Raw genomic sequence first — 15,636 nt, 5'->3', positions numbered from 1 at the left:
GCGTAGCAAGCGTAGGACGTTTCGGCATCAGCCCTGGCGAAACACGAGGGCCTTCAAGCCACTTTGCGCATCGATATCGGGGAATTCCGGCGGGTTTTCCAGGCGTTCGACGAAGCGCAGGCCCGGTGCTTCGCGGGTGACGCCGTCGATCAGGAAGTCTTCGCCAAAGGCCGGATCGTTCATGCACGCCAGTACCGTACCCTGGGGCGTGAGCAAATCCGGCAGGCGGCGCAGTACGCGCTGGTAATCCTTGGTCAGCAGGAAACTGCCTTTCTGAAAGGAGGGCGGATCGACGATCACCAGGTCATAGGGACCGCTGTTAGTGACTCTGGCCCACGACTTGAACAGATCGTGGCCCAGAAAAGTCACCTTGCCCAGGTCATGACCATTCAGGCGATGGTTGTCACGCCCACGGCTCAGGGCGCCACGGGCCATGTCCAGATTCACCACGTGGTCGGCACCGCCTTCGATAGCGGCTACCGAGAAGCCGCAGGTGTAGGCAAACAGGTTCAGCACCCGTTGGCCGCTGGCTTGCTCGCGCACCCAGTTACGCCCATAGCGCATGTCGAGGAACAGGCCGCTGTTCTGCTTTTTACCCAGGTCGATCAGGTAACGCAGGCCGCCTTCGGTGATGGTCAGCTCGTCGATGGCATCGCCCACCAGCCACTCGGTGGTGCTTTGCGGCAGGTAGCGGTGTTGCAGCGCGACGGTATGGGCGCCGAAGCCGGCCCAGTCGATCTGCAACAGCTGCTGCTTCAAAGCCTCCAGATGCGCGGTTTCCTTGAACAGCGCCACCAGCACCACGCCTTGCAGCCAGTCCACCGTCAGTTGCTCCAGGCCCGGCCAGCAGCGGCCACGGCCATGAAACAGGCGCCGGGTTTCAGCGGGAGGGCTGGCCAGGGCGGTGAGCAGATGGGCGTGCAGGGTGGCGAGTGCGTCTGGGGTCATCGGTGGGCGTCGGTCGTTGAGCGGGCGGCATTTTAAACACAATTGCGCGTCAGAGCGTGGCGATCAGGGCTGGGCCAAAGGATTCGCGCATGAATACCGGCGCAATGTAGCGCTCGTAATGCGCCTCGGACAGCAGGAAGAACTCCCGGTCAATCGCATCGCGCAAGTCGGTGAGGTTGCGCTCGCGAAACTCGGGCAGCAGCGCCAGCCCATAGGCGTCCAGCTTGGACATCACCCGAGCACCTCGGGCAATCAGCTGGTAGGCCCAGCAATACGGTGATTGGTGCGGCATGAAGCGAATCTTGCGGTCTTCCAGTTGCTGGCGCAGACGCTGCGGGTCGAACACTTCCAGCTTGCTGGCCATGACCTGCACCAGCAACTGCTCCAGGCGCAGCCACACCGCCTGTTTTTCTTCAGCGTTGTAGCCGTTCCACTGGATCACTTCGTGGTGATAGCGCTTGCAGCCGCGGCAGACCAAGTCACCGTAGACGGTGGAACACAGGCCTATACAGGGTGTCTTGATGGTTTGGTTGGGCATAAAGGACAAATTGCAAAGTTTATGGAACACCGCGCTCCCAATGTGGGAGTGGGCTTGCCCCCGATAGCAGAGGTTCAGTTAAAGCAACTGTGACTGATACACCGCTATTCGGGAGCAAGCCCCCTCCTACATTTTGGATCTGTGCTGTTACATCAATCCCAGCTCAGCGCGCCGCCGGTCTGGTACTCGATCACACGAGTCTCGAAGAAGTTCTTCTCTTTCTTCAAGTCCATGATCTCGCTCATCCACGGGAACGGGTTGGTGGTGCCTGGGTACTCTTCCTTCAACCCAATCTGCGACAGGCGACGGTTAGCGATGAACTTGAGGTAATCCTCCATCATCGCCGCGTTCATGCCGAGAACACCGCGCGGCATGGTATCCCGTGCGTATTCGATTTCCAGCTGGGTCCCTTGCAGGATCATCTGGGTCGCTTCTTCCTTCATCTCGGCATCCCACAGGTGTGGGTTTTCGATCTTGATCTGGTTGATCACGTCGATACCGAAGTTCAGGTGCATCGATTCGTCGCGCAGGATGTACTGGAACTGTTCGGCCACGCCGGTCATTTTGTTGCGGCGGCCCATGGACAGGATCTGGGTGAAGCCGCAATAGAAGAAGATGCCTTCCAGCACGCAGTAGTAGGCGACCAGGTTGCGCAGCAGCTCCTTGTCGGTGTCGACGGTGCCGGTCTCGAACTTCGGATCGGAGATCGAACGGGTGTATTTCAGACCCCAGGCGGCTTTCTTCGCGACCGATGGAATCTCGTGGTACATGTTGAAGATTTCGCCTTCATCCATGGCCAGCGATTCGATGCAGTACTGGTAGGCGTGGGTGTGGATCGCCTCTTCGAAGGCCTGGCGCAGGATGTACTGGCGGCACTCCGGGTTGGTGATGAGGCGGTAGACGGCCAGCACCAGGTTGTTGGCGACCAGGGAGTCGGCGGTGGAGAAGAAGCCCAGGTTGCGCATGACGATGCGGCGCTCGTCGTCGGTCAGGCCTTCGGGGTTTTTCCACAGGGCGATGTCGGCGGTCATGTTGACCTCCTGCGGCATCCAGTGGTTGGCGCAGCCGTCGAGGTATTTCTGCCAGGCCCAGTCGTACTTGAAAGGCACGAGCTGGTTGAGGTCGGCGCGGCAGTTGATCATGCGCTTTTCGTCAACGGCGACACGGGCGGAGGCGCCTTCGAGCTCGGCGAGGCCTTCGGCGACGTCGAGCTTGTCCAGGGCGGCCTTGGCGCGCACGATGGCGGCGGAGTCGTTGGCGGTGACGGCGCGGGCTTCAACGGCGGCGGCAGCGCCGGCACCGTCGAGGCGGTCCATGTTGGCTTCGCTGGCATGGCCGGCGTTGGCGCCTTTGACGACGGCTGCAGTGGTGTCTTCGCTGTCGACTTCATCCCAACTCAGCATTGAAATACTCCCTTGCGGTCTGTTCTGACGGCCAGTGGAACCGTCCAAAAAATAATAGGGTTTGCAAGCTTAAAGGCATTGAAATACCGCTCATAGTATGGTCGGTAAATACCGATGCTGCACACTATGTAGTGGTTTGATCTGTTTGTGGGCACACTATATGGTGTGTCTCGTCGATGGTCAACGGACAAGTCGGGACGTGACGTCGCAGGGGAGGCGAGCATCACCCGCGGCCCCCTGGCCTGATCGTTGAGTGGTAAAAGGCGGGCGTCAGATGACGTGGGCGCGTTGCAGCTCGGTCAGCGACCGCGCCTTGAGCTGCGCCAATATTGGATCGCGTCGGTCTCGCGGGTGCGGCAAATCCACGGCCAGCGCCTGGCGGATACTGCTGGGCCGGTTATCCATCACCAGCACCCGGTCACTGAGGTACAGCGCCTCGTCCACATCGTGAGTCACCAGCAGCAGGGCGATGGCATGATGGTCGGCCAGTTGCAGCAGCAGGTCCTGCAGTTTCATGCGGGTGAACGCATCCACGGCGCTGAACGGTTCATCCAACAGCAGCACCTGCGGTCGTGAATACAGGCCGCGGGCGATGGCGACCCGTTGTGCCATGCCGCCGGATAACGCCTTGGGCAGCGCTTGGGCAAAGCCCTTGAGACCGACTTCTTCGATCAACTGTGTGACCCAGGCCTTGTCGTAGTGATTGTCCGCGCTGAATCCGATGTTTTGTTCCACCGTGAGCCACGGCATCAACCGTGGCTCCTGGAACACGAAGGCCACTTCGCCGTCGGGGCTGCGCAGTTCGCCCTGGTAGTCGGTGTCCAGCCCCGCGACGATGCGCAACAAAGTGCTTTTGCCACACCCGCTGGGCCCCAGCAGGCTCACGGCTTCGCGCGGCTGCAACGCCAGGCGCACATCGTTCAACACGATGCCGCTGGCAAAGCTTTTACGCGCCACGTGAATGTCCAGCAGGGGTTGCACGCTCATTGTCCGGCTCCCTGAAAGGTGTCGCGCCAGGCCAGGCAGCGCTTTTCCAGCGCCGCGAGCAGGCCATCGCTGACCTTGCCAAGCAGCGCCAGCACGATGATCGCCGCCAGCACGATATCCGGCCGCGAGGTTTCCCGCCCATCGCTGAGCAAGTAACCCAGCCCTTTGGTGGCCGCGATCAGCTCGGCTGCCACCAGAAACATCCAGGCCAGGCTCAGGCCGCTGCGCAACCCGGTAAACAGGCCGGGCAGGGCCGCAGGCAATAGGATGCGACGCACCAGGCGCCGCCGATTGAAACCATACATTTGCCCGACTTCCACCAGCTTGCGATCAATATCACGGATGGCCGCGACGCCATTGAGGTAGACCGGGAAGAACGCGCCAATCGCGATCAGCACGATCTTGGAGGTTTCGTCGATGCCCAGCCACAGCAGCAGCAATGGCACCCAGGCCAGGCTCGGGATCGAGCGCAGCCCGGCGAAGGTCGGTTCCAGATAGGCCTCGGCCTCGCGGCTCAAGCCCACCCAGGCGGCAAATACCAGCGCCAGGCTGGCGCCGATGGCAAAGCCCAGCAGCACCCGCACGAGGCTGGCGTTGATGTGCTTCCACAGCGCGCCCTCGGCGAGGTCCGCCAGGGTCACGGCGATCTCGCTGGGCGCCGGCATCTGGTACGACGGCAGCCAGCCCACGCGCACAACCGCCTCCAGCACCAGCAGAATCAGTATCGGCACCACCAGGCCCTTGAGCCGGCGCGGCCAGGCACTGCGATTGATCGCCGTTGGCGCGGTGAGGGGCAAGGCTTGGGTTTTGCTGGTCATCAGGGGCTCCTTACTGACCGAACGAGGTGTCGAGCAACTGGTCGATCACCTGGTCCACATTCACCCCTTTGCGCACCAGCTCTTCGGACACCAGGATCGGCGCGGCCGCCTTGGACGCGAGCACATCCTTGCTGCTCAAGAACGGCGTGCTCAAGTCGGTACGCGACAGCTGCAGCCTGGCCACTTCCAACGGCAGCCCGGATTCGTCGGCGAGCAGCTTGGCGAACTCATCCGGGTGCTTTATCGCCCAGTCCCGGGCCTTTTCGTAGGCCCCCAGTACCGTGGTGATGGTCTGAGGATGCGCCTTGGCGAATTGATCGGTGACGCTGACCACGCCGTAGCTGTTGAAGTCCTTGTTACGGTAAAGCAGGCGCGAACCGGCCTGGATTTCGCTGGCGGCCATATGCGGGTCGAGGCCGGCCCAAGCGTCGACATCACCTTTTTCCAGGGCGGTGCGGCCGTCCGGATGTTGCAGGTGCACCAGTTCCACGTCGTCCTTTTTCAGCCCGGCCTGTTGCAGGCTGCGCAGGGTGAACAGGTACGGGTCGGTGCCTTTGGTGGCGGCGATTTTCTTGCCTTTCAGGTCCGTGACGCTCTTGAACGGCGAATCCTTGCGCACCACCAGGGCCGTCCACTCGGCGCGGCTGTACACGTACACCGATTTGATCGGACTACCATTGGCGCGGCTCAGCACGGCGGACAGGCTGGCGGAAGAGGCGAAATCCACGCCGCCACTGTTGAGGTATTCCAGCGAACGGTTGCTGCCCTGGCTCAGTACCCAGCCAACCTTGGAGTGCGGCAAGGCTTGTTCGAGCCAACCGAAGTGCTTGAGCACCAGGCTGACGGGCGAGTAGTAGGCGTAGTCGAGATTGACCTGCGCGGGGTCGGTTTCGGCGGCCTGGGCCGGCGGTTGCAGGCACAGGGCGAGGGCGCATGCGCCGAGTAAGCGTTTGGCGAAGGGGTTCATGGAACAGCTCCAGGCACGTGAGGCGTTTAGAGAGGCTTTTCTTATATTCAGAAAATTATTCGGCATGCTCCTTCATGCTTTTAAGGAATATGCAGTCTCTGTGCCATGTGCTTTGCCACGCATTTGCGGGTTGGTATCGGTTGGACGCTGTGGTGCAAGGGTGCAATTTGTTGAAGTGCTGTTGCTGGAGCAACAGTCTTTATATATCCATATCGAATAAATAAAGAGTTATATATTCCTTTTATTGTTCTTCTGGATGGCGCACTTTGAGGGCCTGCGCATTCGTGCGGATTGACTCAACAGCCAAAAGGAAAGCCGACATGACCATCAAAGCGATCAACGTGCGCAACCAGTTCAAAGGCGTTATCAAGGAAATCCTGCTAGGGGAAGTGGTGTCGGAAATCGACGTACAAACTGCGTCCGGCGTCGTCACTTCGGTGATCACCACGCGCTCGGTGCGCGACTTGGAGTTGAAAGTGGGCAGTGAAGTCATCGCCTTTGTGAAGTCCACCGAAGTGTCTATCGCCAAGCTGTAGCAGGCGCCAGTCAGCCGGCGCCTACAGCCGCAGATCACCGCTGGTGCAAGGCACGCTCCATGCGCTGCAGGCCTTCTTCGAGCATCGCCCGTGGGCAGCCGAAGTTCAGGCGCACGAACTGCTGGCAGTCATCACCGAACTCAATGCCGGCGCTCAAGCCGACCTTGGCCTGTTCCAGGAAGAATTGTTGCGGGTCATCCAGGCCCAGGGCGCTGCAGTCCAGCCAGGCCAGGAAAGTACCCTGTGGCGCATGCATCACCACGCCGGGCAGGCGGGTCTGGACGGCATTGAGCAGGTAATCACGGTTGGCTTGCAGGTATTGCACCAGCGCTTCCAGCCATTCGCCGCATTGGCTGTAGGCGGCGCGGGTGGCTTCCAGGCCCAGCGGGCTGACGCTGTCGACCATGCCGCAACGGGCCTGGTTGAAGCGTTCGCGCATCTCGGCATTCTGCACCACGGCGAAACAGGTCTTCAGGCCGGCCACGTTGTAGGCCTTGCTCGCCGACATCAGGGTGATGGTGCGCTGGGCAATCTCGTCGCTGAGGCTGGCGGTGGGGATATGCCGACGGCCGTCAAAGCATAGCTCGGCGTGGATTTCGTCGGAGATGATCAGCGCGCCGCTTTCCAGGCAGGCGTTGGCCACCGCCAACAGTTCTGCGCGTGGGAAGACTTTGCCGATGGGGTTGTGCGGGTTGCTCAACAGCAGCGCACCGGCGCCGGTCAGCGCCTGGCGCAGCGCGGGCAGGGGGGTGCGGTATTCATCCTCGATCAACTCGAACGGGAGTTCAATGCGCGGCAAGTTCCAGTGAGCGGGCGCCAGGCGAATCGGCCGGTAGTTGGGGGTTTGCAGCACCACCGGCTGGCCGGGTTGCACAAAGGCATGCAGGGCCATGTTGAAGCCCGGTTCGACGCCGGGCAGGAACAGCAATTCTTCAGGGTGTACGCGCCAGGCGTACTTGGCCCACAAGTCGGCGATGACGGCTTCGCGCACATCCGGGCCAGCCACGCTGTAGCCGAGAATCTGTTGGTCGAGGCGTTCACGCAAGGCTTGCAGCACCGAAGGTGGGGCGGCGATGTCCATGTCGGCGATCCACATCGGCAAAACGTCTTGCGGGTAGCGGCTCCACTTGGTGCTGCCGGTGCCGAGGCGTGGGTGGATCGTGTCGAAATCAAAGCTCATGGAGGGGCTCGTATCAGGAAGGCAGGCGGAATAGGCCGGTGATTCTAACGGGATAAGATCCAGTTGCCAGCAGCGTCTTTACAACCCCTGGCTGCCACGAATCAAGTCGTACGCCTTCCTGGCAAGCGGATTGGCCGTGTTCGGGCGGATCCAGAGGTAGTAGGTCACCTCCGGTAAGCGCGGCAATCCATCCGTTTCGCCCAATACGCGCATGTCCGGGCCGAGCATCTCCATGCTTCGCGGCGTCACCCCCAGCCCGGCGCGGGTCGCCGCCTTGATCCCGATCAGGTTCGACGCCAGATACGCCTGGCGCCACGCAATATTGGCCCGCTCCAACGCTTCCAGCGCATAGCGCCGGTAGATGCTGGGCTCGTCCACCAGAATCAACGGCAACGGCTCGCCGGGCTGGTGGATGTACTGCGCCGAACAAATCCACCAGACCGGCGATGTGCGCAACGCAAACCCCTCCAGGCTCGGGTCGGAGCGGGTGGAGATCACCATATCGACCTTGCCCCGGTGCAGGTCGTCCATCAGGAACGGGCTGCGCCCCACATCGATTTCCAGGCGCAGGCGCGGCGCGGAGCGGGCGATGTGGCTGAGGATCGGCGGCAGGATGGTGTCGGCAATGTCGTGGGGCGAGCCAATACGCAACACACCGCTCAGGCTGCTTTCGCGCAGGGAATTCAACACTTCGTCATTCAACGAGAGCATCTGGCGCGCATGGCGCAGCAACTGCAAGCCGGGCTCGCTCAGTTGCTTTTGCCGACCGCGCTTGACGAACAGGCTGACCCCCACTTGCTGCTCCAGGCGCTGCATGTGCTGGGTCACGGAAGATTGGGTGCGGGCCAGGTGCACGCCGGCTTCGGCAAAGCTGTGGTGGTCGACCACGGCGATAAAAGTACGTAGCAGTTCGAGGTCGAGGGTCGACATGGCCGGTTCCGGAGACGGTTTATATCAAGGGTGTGACGTTAAACATTAGCGTTTTTTATGTATGTGTGAGGCGTATTTTTAACCGGGCCAGTAAACATGGGGTTATTCCGCAATCGAAGGTTGTGCATCTACGTCGAGTTATAACGATATGAGATATCTGCATTTCCGTTGCCCGGCCACTCTCCCTAGCATGCCACTCCATCAGGTCGGGGCTACGCCGATCACTCCTCAGGGGAAATCCAATGAAGTTGAAGAAATGGTTGCCGGTGGCCCTGGGGTCGATGATCGCCCTGGGCGCCAGTGTGGCGGCGCAGGCCGATGCGACCCTGGACAAGATCGAGCAGCGCCATGTGCTGGTGGTCGGCGTGTTGTTGTCCGGCGGGCCGTTCGGCGGCATTGATCCGACGACCCAACAGCCCAAGGGCTTGAACGTGGACCTGGCCAACGAGCTGGGCCGCCAGCTCCAGGCCCAGGTGCAACTGGTGCCGGTACTGCCCGCCAACCGTGTGCAGTTTCTGCAGCAGGGCAAGGTTGACCTGCTGATCGCGAATATGGAATGGACCGCCGAGCGCGGTGAGATCCTGGGCTTTGTGCCCACCCCGTTCTACCGTATCGGCGGCGCCGCGGCCGTGCTCAAGGACAGCAAAATCGCGCGTTGGGAAGACCTCAAGGACCAGCCTGTCTGCACCTCCCAGGGCAGCAGCTACGTCAAACCGCTGACCGAATTCGGTGCGCAGATCAAGGCGTTCAAAAGCTCCTCCGAATCGCTGCTGGCCCTGCGCGGCAACAACTGCGTCGCGGCGGTGCATGATTCGACCCTGATCAACCCGCTGGTCCACGACAACGCCGAATGGAAGGACTACCGCGTCATAGGCCCGGAACTCAACCCGGCGCCGTCGGTGATCTGGACGCGTCGCGGCGAAAGCGACACCCAGGCCAAGCTCGACCCGATCATCAAGCAACTGCACCGCAGCGGCTGGCTGATCGAAGCCCAGACGCGCAACCGCATCAGCCCGGCATCGCCGGCGCTGGTGGAATTGCAGCAACAGTTCAAGGGCGCCTGAGCATGCAGATCAAAACCCTGGCCGCCCTCGGCCTGGCCCTGTGCGCAGGCTTCGCGCATGCCGACGCCACCCTCGACAAGATCAGCCAGCGCCACGCCATCAGTGTCGGGGTGATCCTCAGCGGGCCGCCATTCGGCACGCTCGACCCGAAGACCGGCGAGCACCTGGGTTACAACGTGGAACTGGCCAAGGCCGTCGGCCAGGCGCTGGGTGTCGAGACCAACACCGTTTCGGTGTTGGCACCCAACCGTGTGCAGTTTCTGCAGCAGGGCAAAGTCGACATTCTGATCGCCAATATGCAATTCACCGAAGAGCGCGCCGAGATCCTGGACTACGTGCCCACGCCGTACGAAGAAGTCGGCGGTGCGGCGTTGATTCGCAAAGGTTCGGCTATCAAACAGTGGGCCGACCTCAAGGACCAACCGGTGTGCGTGTCCCAGGGCAGCAACTTCATCAAGCCGTTGCAAGAGACTTACGGCGCGCAGATCAAGGCATTCCGCAGCCAGTCCGAATCGCTGCTGTCGTTGCGCGGCAATGGCTGTGTGGCGGCGGTGCACGTCAGCCCGACCATGCACGCATTGCTCAGCGATGCCGAGTGGGCCGGTTATGAGATCCCGTTGCCGGGGGACTTGATTCCGTCGAAATCGGTGATCTGGATTCGCAAAGGCGAGCACGACACCCAAGCCAGGCTCGATGCCATCGTGAAGGGCTGGCATAAAAGCGGCTTCCTGATTGCCCTGGGCGAGCGCACCGGCATGGCGCCGTCCCAGGCCCTGCGCGATTTGCACGAGCAGTACAGCCATGAGTGATGCGCTGTTCGCCACCCTGCAACATCTGCTCGGCAGCGCCCATGTGCAAAGCAGCGCGCAGGCGGCGCATTACCTGACCGACAAGCAAGGGCGCTACACCGGCCAGGTCGTCGCGGCAGTGCACCCGGCCAACACTGAAGAAGTGGCAGCGGTGGTGCGTGCCTGTGTGGCAGTGAAGGCGCCGGTCGTGGTGCAGGGCGGCAACACCGGCCTGATGGCCGGCGCCACGCCGGATGCCAGTGGGCGTGCGGTGTTGCTGTTGCTGGACCGGATGAATCGCGTGCGCGAGGTCGATACTGACAATGACACCTTGACGGTGGAAGCCGGTTGCATCCTGCACGACGTCCAGGCGGCTGCGCGCGCGGCAGGTCGCCTGTTTCCCCTGAGCCTGGAAGCCGAAGGCAGTTGCACCCTTGGCGGCAATCTCGGCACCAACGCCGGTGGCACGGCGGTACTGCGTTACGGCAATACCCGCGAACTGACCCTGGGCCTGGAAGTGGTGACTGCGCAAGGCCAGATCTGGCATGGCCTGCGCGGTTTGCGCAAGGACAACACCGGCTACGACCTGCGCGATCTCTACATCGGCAGCGAAGGCACGCTGGGCATTATCACCGCCGCGACCTTGAAGCTGTTCCCGCAGCCCTTGGCCCAGGCCACGGCGCTGCTGGCGTTCGATGAGCTGGCCCAGGCCGTCGCGTTCCTGTCCCATGCCCGTGCCGGTTTCGGCGCTAACCTGACGGCCTTCGAGTTGCTCAGCGCCAATTGCCTGGCCCTGCTGCGCGACCAGTTCCCGCAGGGCCCGCAGCCGTTCAAAACCGCGAGCCAAGCCTGGTTCGCCCTGATCGAACTTTCGGACAACCATGGCGAAAGCCATGCCCGCGAAGCCTTCGAGCGGGTGCTGGGCGACGCCTTCGAGCAGCAATTGGTCAGCGATGCCCTGATCGCCGAGAGCCTGGGGCAAAGCCAGGCCCTGTGGCTGCTGCGCGAGAACATGAGCGAGGCGCAGAAACGTGCCGGGCACACCATGAAGCACGATATCTCGGTGCCGATTTCCCAGGTGGCGGCCTTCGTGGCTCACACCGATGCACTGCTCCAGCAGCATTTTCCCGGTGTGCGCCATTTCACCTTCGGCCACCTGGGCGACGGCAACCTGCATTACAACGTGGCGCATCCGCTGGATTCGACGGCAGAGGCGCACATGGCGCACTACACCGAATTGAGCGCGCTGGTGCACGACAGCGCCCATGCCCATGGCGGCTCGATCAGTGCTGAACATGGGATCGGCCAGCGCAAGGTCGGCCTGCTGGGTCGCTACAAAAGCCCTGTGGAGCTGGATCTGATGCGCCGTATCAAGCAAGCGCTCGACCCACACAACGTGCTCAACCCCGGCAAAGTCCTCGAGGTACAGCCATGACTGTGCGCCTGTCCCAACGCGTGCAACGGGTGTCGCTGTCGGCCAACGCCACCGCCAAATCCCGCGCGACCGAACTGCGCGAGGCCGGGCGCGATATCCTCGACCTCACCACCGGCGAGCCGGATTTCGACACGCCGCAACCTGTCAAGCTGGCCGCCTATGCAGCCATTGCAGGCGGCGCCACCAAGTACACGCCGACGCCGGGCGTGAAGGCCTTGCGCATTGCGGTACGGCGCAAGTTGGCCGAGGAGAATCACCTCGACTATCCGCTGGCATCGATTGTGATCGCCAATGGCGCCAAGCAGATCATCTTCAATGCCTTCGCCGCTACCCTGGATGACGGCGACGAAGTGCTGGTGCCGACGCCGTACTGGCCATCGTTCCCGGACAGCGTGCGCTTCAACGGCGGCGAGCCGGTGTTGATCGAATGTGGATTGGAGCAGGGTTGCAAGCTGCTGCCGGCCCAACTGGAACGGCACGTCAACCCACGCACGCGCTGGTTGATCCTTAACAGTCCGGGCAACCCCAGTGGCGCGGTGTACAGCGAAGCCGAGCTGACCGCGTTGGCCGAGGTGCTGCGCCGCTATCCGCAGGTGCTGATCCTGCTGGACGAACTGTATGAACACATTCGTTTTGACGGCCGCCCGGTGCAGAACCTGTTGAATGTGGCCCCGGACCTGCAAGCGCGTTGCCTGCTGGTAGGTGGGGTGTCCAAGACCTATGCCATGACCGGCTGGCGTATCGGCTTCGGCGCGGGGCCGCAAACCCTTACCGACGCCATGGTGGTGGTGCAATCGCAGTCCACTTCCGGCGCTTCCTCGGTGGGCCAGGCCGCCGCGTTGGCGGCGTATTCCGGCGGGCTGGATTTTCTCGCAGAACAGGTCGCCACTTACCAGTTGCGTCGGGACCGGCTGGTCCAGGCGCTGAGGCAGGTTGACGGCCTGGAAGTCCTTGAGCCCCAAGGCGGCTTCTTCGTCTTTGTGCGCTGCGCCGGGCTGCTGGGACGCCTGCGCCCGGATGGCCTGCGTATCGACAACGACGCCGACGTCGTCGCCTGGCTGCTGGAGCAGGGCGTGGCGGTGGTGGCGGGCAGCGGCTATGGCCTGTCACCGTGGTTTCGCCTGTCCATCGCCACGGCGACTGACAGCGTGGCTGAAGCCGCGCGACGTATCGCCAGCGCGTGCGGGCAGTTGCAATGATGGAACTCTTGGTGCACTGGGCCGCCGACATCGGCCTGAACTACAACTTCCTGCTCGACGCCTACCAGCGCGGCTCCTTGGTGCAGGGTGCGTTGACCACCGCTTTGCTGTGCCTGTTCACTGTCATTGGCAGCCTGCTGGCGGGCATCAGCCTGGCGGCATTGCTCACCTCGGGCAACCCGTGGTTGGCCAGGCCTGCGCGGGTATTCATCGAAGTTACGCGCAATACACCCACCCTGGTGCAGCTGTACTGTGCGTTCCTGGTGCTGAACATGCTGCTGACCCAGGCGGTCGGCGCGGCCAACCCGCTGACGCCGTTCGCCTGGGTGGTGATCGTGATTTCCCTGCACAAGGGCGCGTTTCATGCCGAAGCCTTGCGCGCCGGCATCGAGGCGGTGCCCGCCGTGACGCTGGAGGCCGCCAGTTCCCTGGCCTTCAGCCGCCGCCAATTGCTGTGGAACGTGCAACTGCCGCTGGCGTTGCGCTTTGCCTTGCCGTCGCTGATCAACAACCTGATCGACCTGGTGAAAATGACCGCCGTGGCCTCGGCCATTGCGGTGGGCGATATCACCTACGCGGCGATCATGATCTGGACCCAGAGCGACAACGTGCTGGAGCTGATGATCCTGATCCTGGGCTTTTTCGGCCTGTTGAGTTTTATCGTCAATTGCGTGGGGCGCTGGCTTGAAGCGCGCCTGAGGATGCCCGGCTATGGCCATTGATTCATTCCCGGTGCTGTCGGCCTTGCTGCAATGGTCACCGGCGCTGGTGGCCGGGTTTGGCCAGAACATTCTGATCAGCCTGCTGGCGATTGCCATCGGTTCGGTGCTGGGCCTGTTGATCGGCGCACTGGCGCTGTCGCCCCTGGGGTTCGTCGCGCGGCTGTGGGTGCAAGTATTTCGCAATGCGCCGTGGCTGGTGCTGATCTATTTCACCACCTATGTGTTTCCGTTCGAGATCCGCATCGGCAGCAGCTACGTGTCGTTTCCCGATTGGGTCAAGGTCACCCTCGGCCTGGCGTTGCCGGCCAGTGCCAACGTGGCGGAGATCTTCCGCGGCGCCATCGGTTCGATCCCCAGCACCCAGTGGGAAGCAGCGCGCTCGCTGGCCTTCACCCGTGGCCAGTTGTTCCGCTCGATCATCCTGCCGCAGTGCTTCAAGCGCATGTTGCCGCCCTGGATGAACCTGTACGCGGTGGTCACCATGGGCACCGCACTGGCCTCGCTGGTGGGGGTGCATGACGTGATCGACACCGCGCAGATCGCCAGCAACACGGTGAACATGACCGGTTTCACGGTGGTGATCTACCTGAGCCTGTTGGTGCTGTTCTTTGCCTATTGCTACCCGATCTCACGACTCACCCAACACCTGGAGCGCCGTTATGCCTTCTATTGAACCGCTGGTGAGCCTGCGCGATGTGCACCTGTCGTTTGGTGACAACCCGGTGCTCAAGGGTATTGACCTGGAAGTGCTGCGCGGCCAGGCGGTCTCTATCATCGGCCCGTCGGGCTCGGGCAAATCCACGATTCTGCGCTGCATCACCGGGCTGTTGCAGCCCCAGCGCGGCATCATCCGCGTGGGCCAGACGCAGGTCGAAACGCTGGCGCAGGAAGCCCAGCGCATCGCACTGCGCAAGCGCGTCGGCTTTGTCTTCCAGCAATACAACTTGTTCCCGCACTTGTCGGTGCTGGAAAACCTGGTGATCGCCCCGCGCAAGGTGCTCGGGCGCAACCGTGCCGATGCGGAAAAGGACGCGCGGGCGCTGCTGGCCAAGGTGCGCATGGAGCACAAAGCTGATGCTTACCCTGGCCAACTGTCCGGTGGTCAGCAGCAGCGCGTGGCGATCGCGCGTGCCCTGGCGATGCGACCGGAGCTGATTCTGTTCGATGAAGTGACCTCGGCACTCGACCCGGAAACCGTCGGCGAAGTGCTGACAGTGATCCGCGAGCTCACCGAGGAAGGCATGACGTGCGTGCTTGTCACTCACGAAATGCGCTTCGCCGAAGAGATCAGCGATGTCGTGTACTTCACCGAAAACGGTGTGATTGTCGAGCACGGCAGCGCCGTACAGATCTTCCAGAACCCGGCCAGCGAGCGCACCCAGACGTTCCTGCGCCATGCCCTGGGCGATTCGGGGCGCCGTGGCCCGACTGTCCACGACCCCTACCTGCTGGCCAATTTGAGCCGTTACAGCCTGTCTGTCTGACCCGAGGAAATTTGTCATGAGTACCGAGAACCGTGCCGCCGTCATCGAAGCGTTTTTGCAACAGATCCGCGTGATCAACCAGCGTGGCGTAGACCGCGCGGCGCTGGCAGAAATCGTTGGGCTGCTGGAGCGCCTGGCCGAACGCCGCGACCTGTTCAACTTCGACCATTTCCCCGCACCGGTGCCGGGGCAGGGCAGCACGGCGTTCCGTTATCGCCTCAACGATGACGGCGACACGCCGACCCTGTACCTGAACTCGCTGTTGCCGGGCAAAAGTACAATCCCGCACAACCACGAGACCTGGGCGATCATCAGCGCGATTGAAGGCCAGGAGATCAACTACGTCTATGCGCGCAACGACGAGGGCCGCGAACCGGGCTTCACCAGCCTGACCCTGGAAAAAGAAGTGATCGTGCAGCCGGGCACTTCGATCTCTTTTCTTGGCGAAGATCTGCACGGGATCAAGGTTGAAGGCGAGCAGGCGACCTTGCACTTCCATCTCTACGGCTTGCCCCTGGAATCGTTGAATGGCCGTTACGGCGTGGAAGCGGACGGCCGCATCCTCAACTACAACGCCTCGCAGATGGCGCCGTCGATTCGCGCCTACTGATCGTTCCCCTGCGGGAGGGGCAAGCCC

General features: G+C 62.3%; 18 protein-coding genes. 10 read left to right on the top strand and 8 right to left on the bottom strand.

What is annotated here, in order from left to right; genetic code table 11:
* Window positions 1-27 precede the first annotated feature (27 nt).
* From C4J94_RS14980 to C4J94_RS14955, 6 genes are all read right to left on the bottom strand, one after another.
* Window positions 28-948, bottom strand: a complete 921-nt coding sequence (locus tag C4J94_RS14980; RefSeq protein ID WP_124386889.1) for a class I SAM-dependent methyltransferase — start codon at window positions 946-948, stop codon at window positions 28-30.
* 49 nt (window positions 949-997) lie between these two features.
* Window positions 998-1,486, bottom strand: a complete 489-nt coding sequence (locus C4J94_RS14975; RefSeq protein WP_124386888.1) for a DUF1289 domain-containing protein — start codon at window positions 1,484-1,486, stop codon at window positions 998-1,000.
* A 152-nt stretch (window positions 1,487-1,638) separates the two neighbouring features.
* On the bottom strand, window positions 1,639-2,889 hold the full coding sequence (locus C4J94_RS14970; RefSeq protein WP_124386887.1) for a ribonucleotide-diphosphate reductase subunit beta: 1,251 nt from the start codon (window positions 2,887-2,889) through the stop codon (window positions 1,639-1,641).
* A 270-nt stretch (window positions 2,890-3,159) separates the two neighbouring features.
* Window positions 3,160-3,876: an ABC transporter ATP-binding protein gene (locus C4J94_RS14965; RefSeq protein WP_124386886.1), complete on the bottom strand. Its 717-nt coding sequence runs from the start codon at window positions 3,874-3,876 to the stop codon at window positions 3,160-3,162.
* Entirely contained in the window at window positions 3,873-4,694 is an 822-nt protein-coding gene (locus tag C4J94_RS14960; protein ID WP_124386885.1) for an ABC transporter permease, read from the bottom strand. The genes C4J94_RS14965 and C4J94_RS14960 overlap by 4 nt, the downstream gene beginning before the upstream one ends.
* 10 nt (window positions 4,695-4,704) lie before the next feature.
* A complete protein-coding gene (locus C4J94_RS14955) occupies window positions 4,705-5,661 on the bottom strand; it encodes an aliphatic sulfonate ABC transporter substrate-binding protein (RefSeq protein ID WP_124386884.1) in 957 nt (318 codons plus the stop codon).
* On the opposite strand from C4J94_RS14955, the gene C4J94_RS14950 reads away from it, so the two are divergent.
* The gene (locus tag C4J94_RS14950; protein ID WP_124386883.1) at window positions 5,660-5,881 is read left to right on the top strand and encodes a hypothetical protein; all 222 of its coding nucleotides are present in this window, start codon (window positions 5,660-5,662) and stop codon (window positions 5,879-5,881) included. The genes C4J94_RS14955 and C4J94_RS14950 overlap by 2 nt on opposite strands.
* A 100-nt stretch (window positions 5,882-5,981) precedes the next feature.
* Window positions 5,982-6,197, top strand: a complete 216-nt coding sequence (locus C4J94_RS14945) for a molybdopterin-binding protein (protein ID WP_065891026.1) — start codon at window positions 5,982-5,984, stop codon at window positions 6,195-6,197.
* Window positions 6,198-6,231: 34 nt separating this feature from the next.
* On the opposite strand, the gene C4J94_RS14940 is transcribed toward C4J94_RS14945, so the two are convergent.
* Both C4J94_RS14940 and C4J94_RS14935 read right to left on the bottom strand, forming a co-directional pair.
* Window positions 6,232-7,377, bottom strand: coding sequence for a MalY/PatB family protein (locus tag C4J94_RS14940; protein WP_124386882.1), 1,146 nt, complete (start codon window positions 7,375-7,377; stop codon window positions 6,232-6,234).
* Window positions 7,378-7,455: 78 nt separating this feature from the next.
* A complete protein-coding gene (locus tag C4J94_RS14935) occupies window positions 7,456-8,307 on the bottom strand; it encodes a LysR substrate-binding domain-containing protein (protein ID WP_124386881.1) in 852 nt (283 codons plus the stop codon).
* A gap of 242 nt (window positions 8,308-8,549) precedes the next feature.
* Between C4J94_RS14935 and C4J94_RS14930 the strand changes: the two genes are divergently transcribed.
* Genes C4J94_RS14930 through C4J94_RS14895 form a run of 8 tightly spaced genes read left to right on the top strand, consistent with a single transcriptional unit; the run spans window position 8,550 to window position 15,609 of the window.
* Entirely contained in the window at window positions 8,550-9,371 is an 822-nt protein-coding gene (locus tag C4J94_RS14930; protein WP_124386880.1) for a transporter substrate-binding domain-containing protein, read from the top strand.
* Window positions 9,372-9,373: 2 nt separating this feature from the next.
* Window positions 9,374-10,180 (top strand): transporter substrate-binding domain-containing protein, encoded by an 807-nt coding sequence (locus C4J94_RS14925; protein ID WP_124386879.1) that lies wholly within the window; start codon window positions 9,374-9,376, stop codon window positions 10,178-10,180.
* Window positions 10,173-11,594, top strand: coding sequence for an FAD-binding oxidoreductase (locus C4J94_RS14920; RefSeq protein ID WP_124386878.1), 1,422 nt, complete (start codon window positions 10,173-10,175; stop codon window positions 11,592-11,594). Before C4J94_RS14925 ends, C4J94_RS14920 begins: the two co-directional genes overlap by 8 nt.
* Window positions 11,591-12,793 carry an aminotransferase class I/II-fold pyridoxal phosphate-dependent enzyme gene (locus C4J94_RS14915; protein ID WP_124386877.1) on the top strand — a complete coding sequence of 401 codons (1,203 nt, stop codon included), beginning with the start codon at window positions 11,591-11,593 and terminating at the stop codon, window positions 12,791-12,793. Before C4J94_RS14920 ends, C4J94_RS14915 begins: the two co-directional genes overlap by 4 nt.
* A complete protein-coding gene (locus C4J94_RS14910; RefSeq protein WP_124386876.1) occupies window positions 12,790-13,515 on the top strand; it encodes an amino acid ABC transporter permease in 726 nt (241 codons plus the stop codon). Before C4J94_RS14915 ends, C4J94_RS14910 begins: the two co-directional genes overlap by 4 nt.
* A complete protein-coding gene (locus C4J94_RS14905; protein WP_124386875.1) occupies window positions 13,505-14,188 on the top strand; it encodes an amino acid ABC transporter permease in 684 nt (227 codons plus the stop codon). The genes C4J94_RS14910 and C4J94_RS14905 overlap by 11 nt, the downstream gene beginning before the upstream one ends.
* Window positions 14,175-14,999: an amino acid ABC transporter ATP-binding protein gene (locus tag C4J94_RS14900; RefSeq protein ID WP_124386874.1), complete on the top strand. Its 825-nt coding sequence runs from the start codon at window positions 14,175-14,177 to the stop codon at window positions 14,997-14,999. Before C4J94_RS14905 ends, C4J94_RS14900 begins: the two co-directional genes overlap by 14 nt.
* A gap of 16 nt (window positions 15,000-15,015) precedes the next feature.
* Window positions 15,016-15,609 carry a cysteine dioxygenase gene (locus C4J94_RS14895; protein WP_124386873.1) on the top strand — a complete coding sequence of 198 codons (594 nt, stop codon included), beginning with the start codon at window positions 15,016-15,018 and terminating at the stop codon, window positions 15,607-15,609.
* Window positions 15,610-15,636 lie beyond the last annotated feature (27 nt).

This window comes from Pseudomonas sp. R5-89-07 (genome assembly GCF_003851685.1).
GTDB lineage: Bacteria > Pseudomonadota > Gammaproteobacteria > Pseudomonadales > Pseudomonadaceae > Aquipseudomonas.
Note: the sequence above shows the minus strand (reverse complement) of the source record. Positions and strands in the feature narration are given on the sequence as shown.

Coding starts and splice junctions, on each gene's coding strand:
- C4J94_RS14980 (WP_124386889.1), bottom strand. CDS start 948: ATGACCCCAGACGCACTCGCCACCCTGCACGCCCATCTGCTCACCGCC.
- C4J94_RS14975 (WP_124386888.1), bottom strand. CDS start 1,486: ATGCCCAACCAAACCATCAAGACACCCTGTATAGGCCTGTGTTCCACC.
- C4J94_RS14970 (WP_124386887.1), bottom strand. CDS start 2,889: ATGCTGAGTTGGGATGAAGTCGACAGCGAAGACACCACTGCAGCCGTC.
- C4J94_RS14965 (WP_124386886.1), bottom strand. CDS start 3,876: ATGAGCGTGCAACCCCTGCTGGACATTCACGTGGCGCGTAAAAGCTTT.
- C4J94_RS14960 (WP_124386885.1), bottom strand. CDS start 4,694: ATGACCAGCAAAACCCAAGCCTTGCCCCTCACCGCGCCAACGGCGATC.
- C4J94_RS14950 (WP_124386883.1), top strand. CDS start 5,660: ATGGAACAGCTCCAGGCACGTGAGGCGTTTAGAGAGGCTTTTCTTATA.
- C4J94_RS14955 (WP_124386884.1), bottom strand. CDS start 5,661: ATGAACCCCTTCGCCAAACGCTTACTCGGCGCATGCGCCCTCGCCCTG.
- C4J94_RS14945 (WP_065891026.1), top strand. CDS start 5,982: ATGACCATCAAAGCGATCAACGTGCGCAACCAGTTCAAAGGCGTTATC.
- C4J94_RS14940 (WP_124386882.1), bottom strand. CDS start 7,377: ATGAGCTTTGATTTCGACACGATCCACCCACGCCTCGGCACCGGCAGC.
- C4J94_RS14935 (WP_124386881.1), bottom strand. CDS start 8,307: ATGTCGACCCTCGACCTCGAACTGCTACGTACTTTTATCGCCGTGGTC.
- C4J94_RS14930 (WP_124386880.1), top strand. CDS start 8,550: ATGAAGTTGAAGAAATGGTTGCCGGTGGCCCTGGGGTCGATGATCGCC.
- C4J94_RS14925 (WP_124386879.1), top strand. CDS start 9,374: ATGCAGATCAAAACCCTGGCCGCCCTCGGCCTGGCCCTGTGCGCAGGC.
- C4J94_RS14920 (WP_124386878.1), top strand. CDS start 10,173: ATGAGTGATGCGCTGTTCGCCACCCTGCAACATCTGCTCGGCAGCGCC.
- C4J94_RS14915 (WP_124386877.1), top strand. CDS start 11,591: ATGACTGTGCGCCTGTCCCAACGCGTGCAACGGGTGTCGCTGTCGGCC.
- C4J94_RS14910 (WP_124386876.1), top strand. CDS start 12,790: ATGATGGAACTCTTGGTGCACTGGGCCGCCGACATCGGCCTGAACTAC.
- C4J94_RS14905 (WP_124386875.1), top strand. CDS start 13,505: ATGGCCATTGATTCATTCCCGGTGCTGTCGGCCTTGCTGCAATGGTCA.
- C4J94_RS14900 (WP_124386874.1), top strand. CDS start 14,175: ATGCCTTCTATTGAACCGCTGGTGAGCCTGCGCGATGTGCACCTGTCG.
- C4J94_RS14895 (WP_124386873.1), top strand. CDS start 15,016: ATGAGTACCGAGAACCGTGCCGCCGTCATCGAAGCGTTTTTGCAACAG.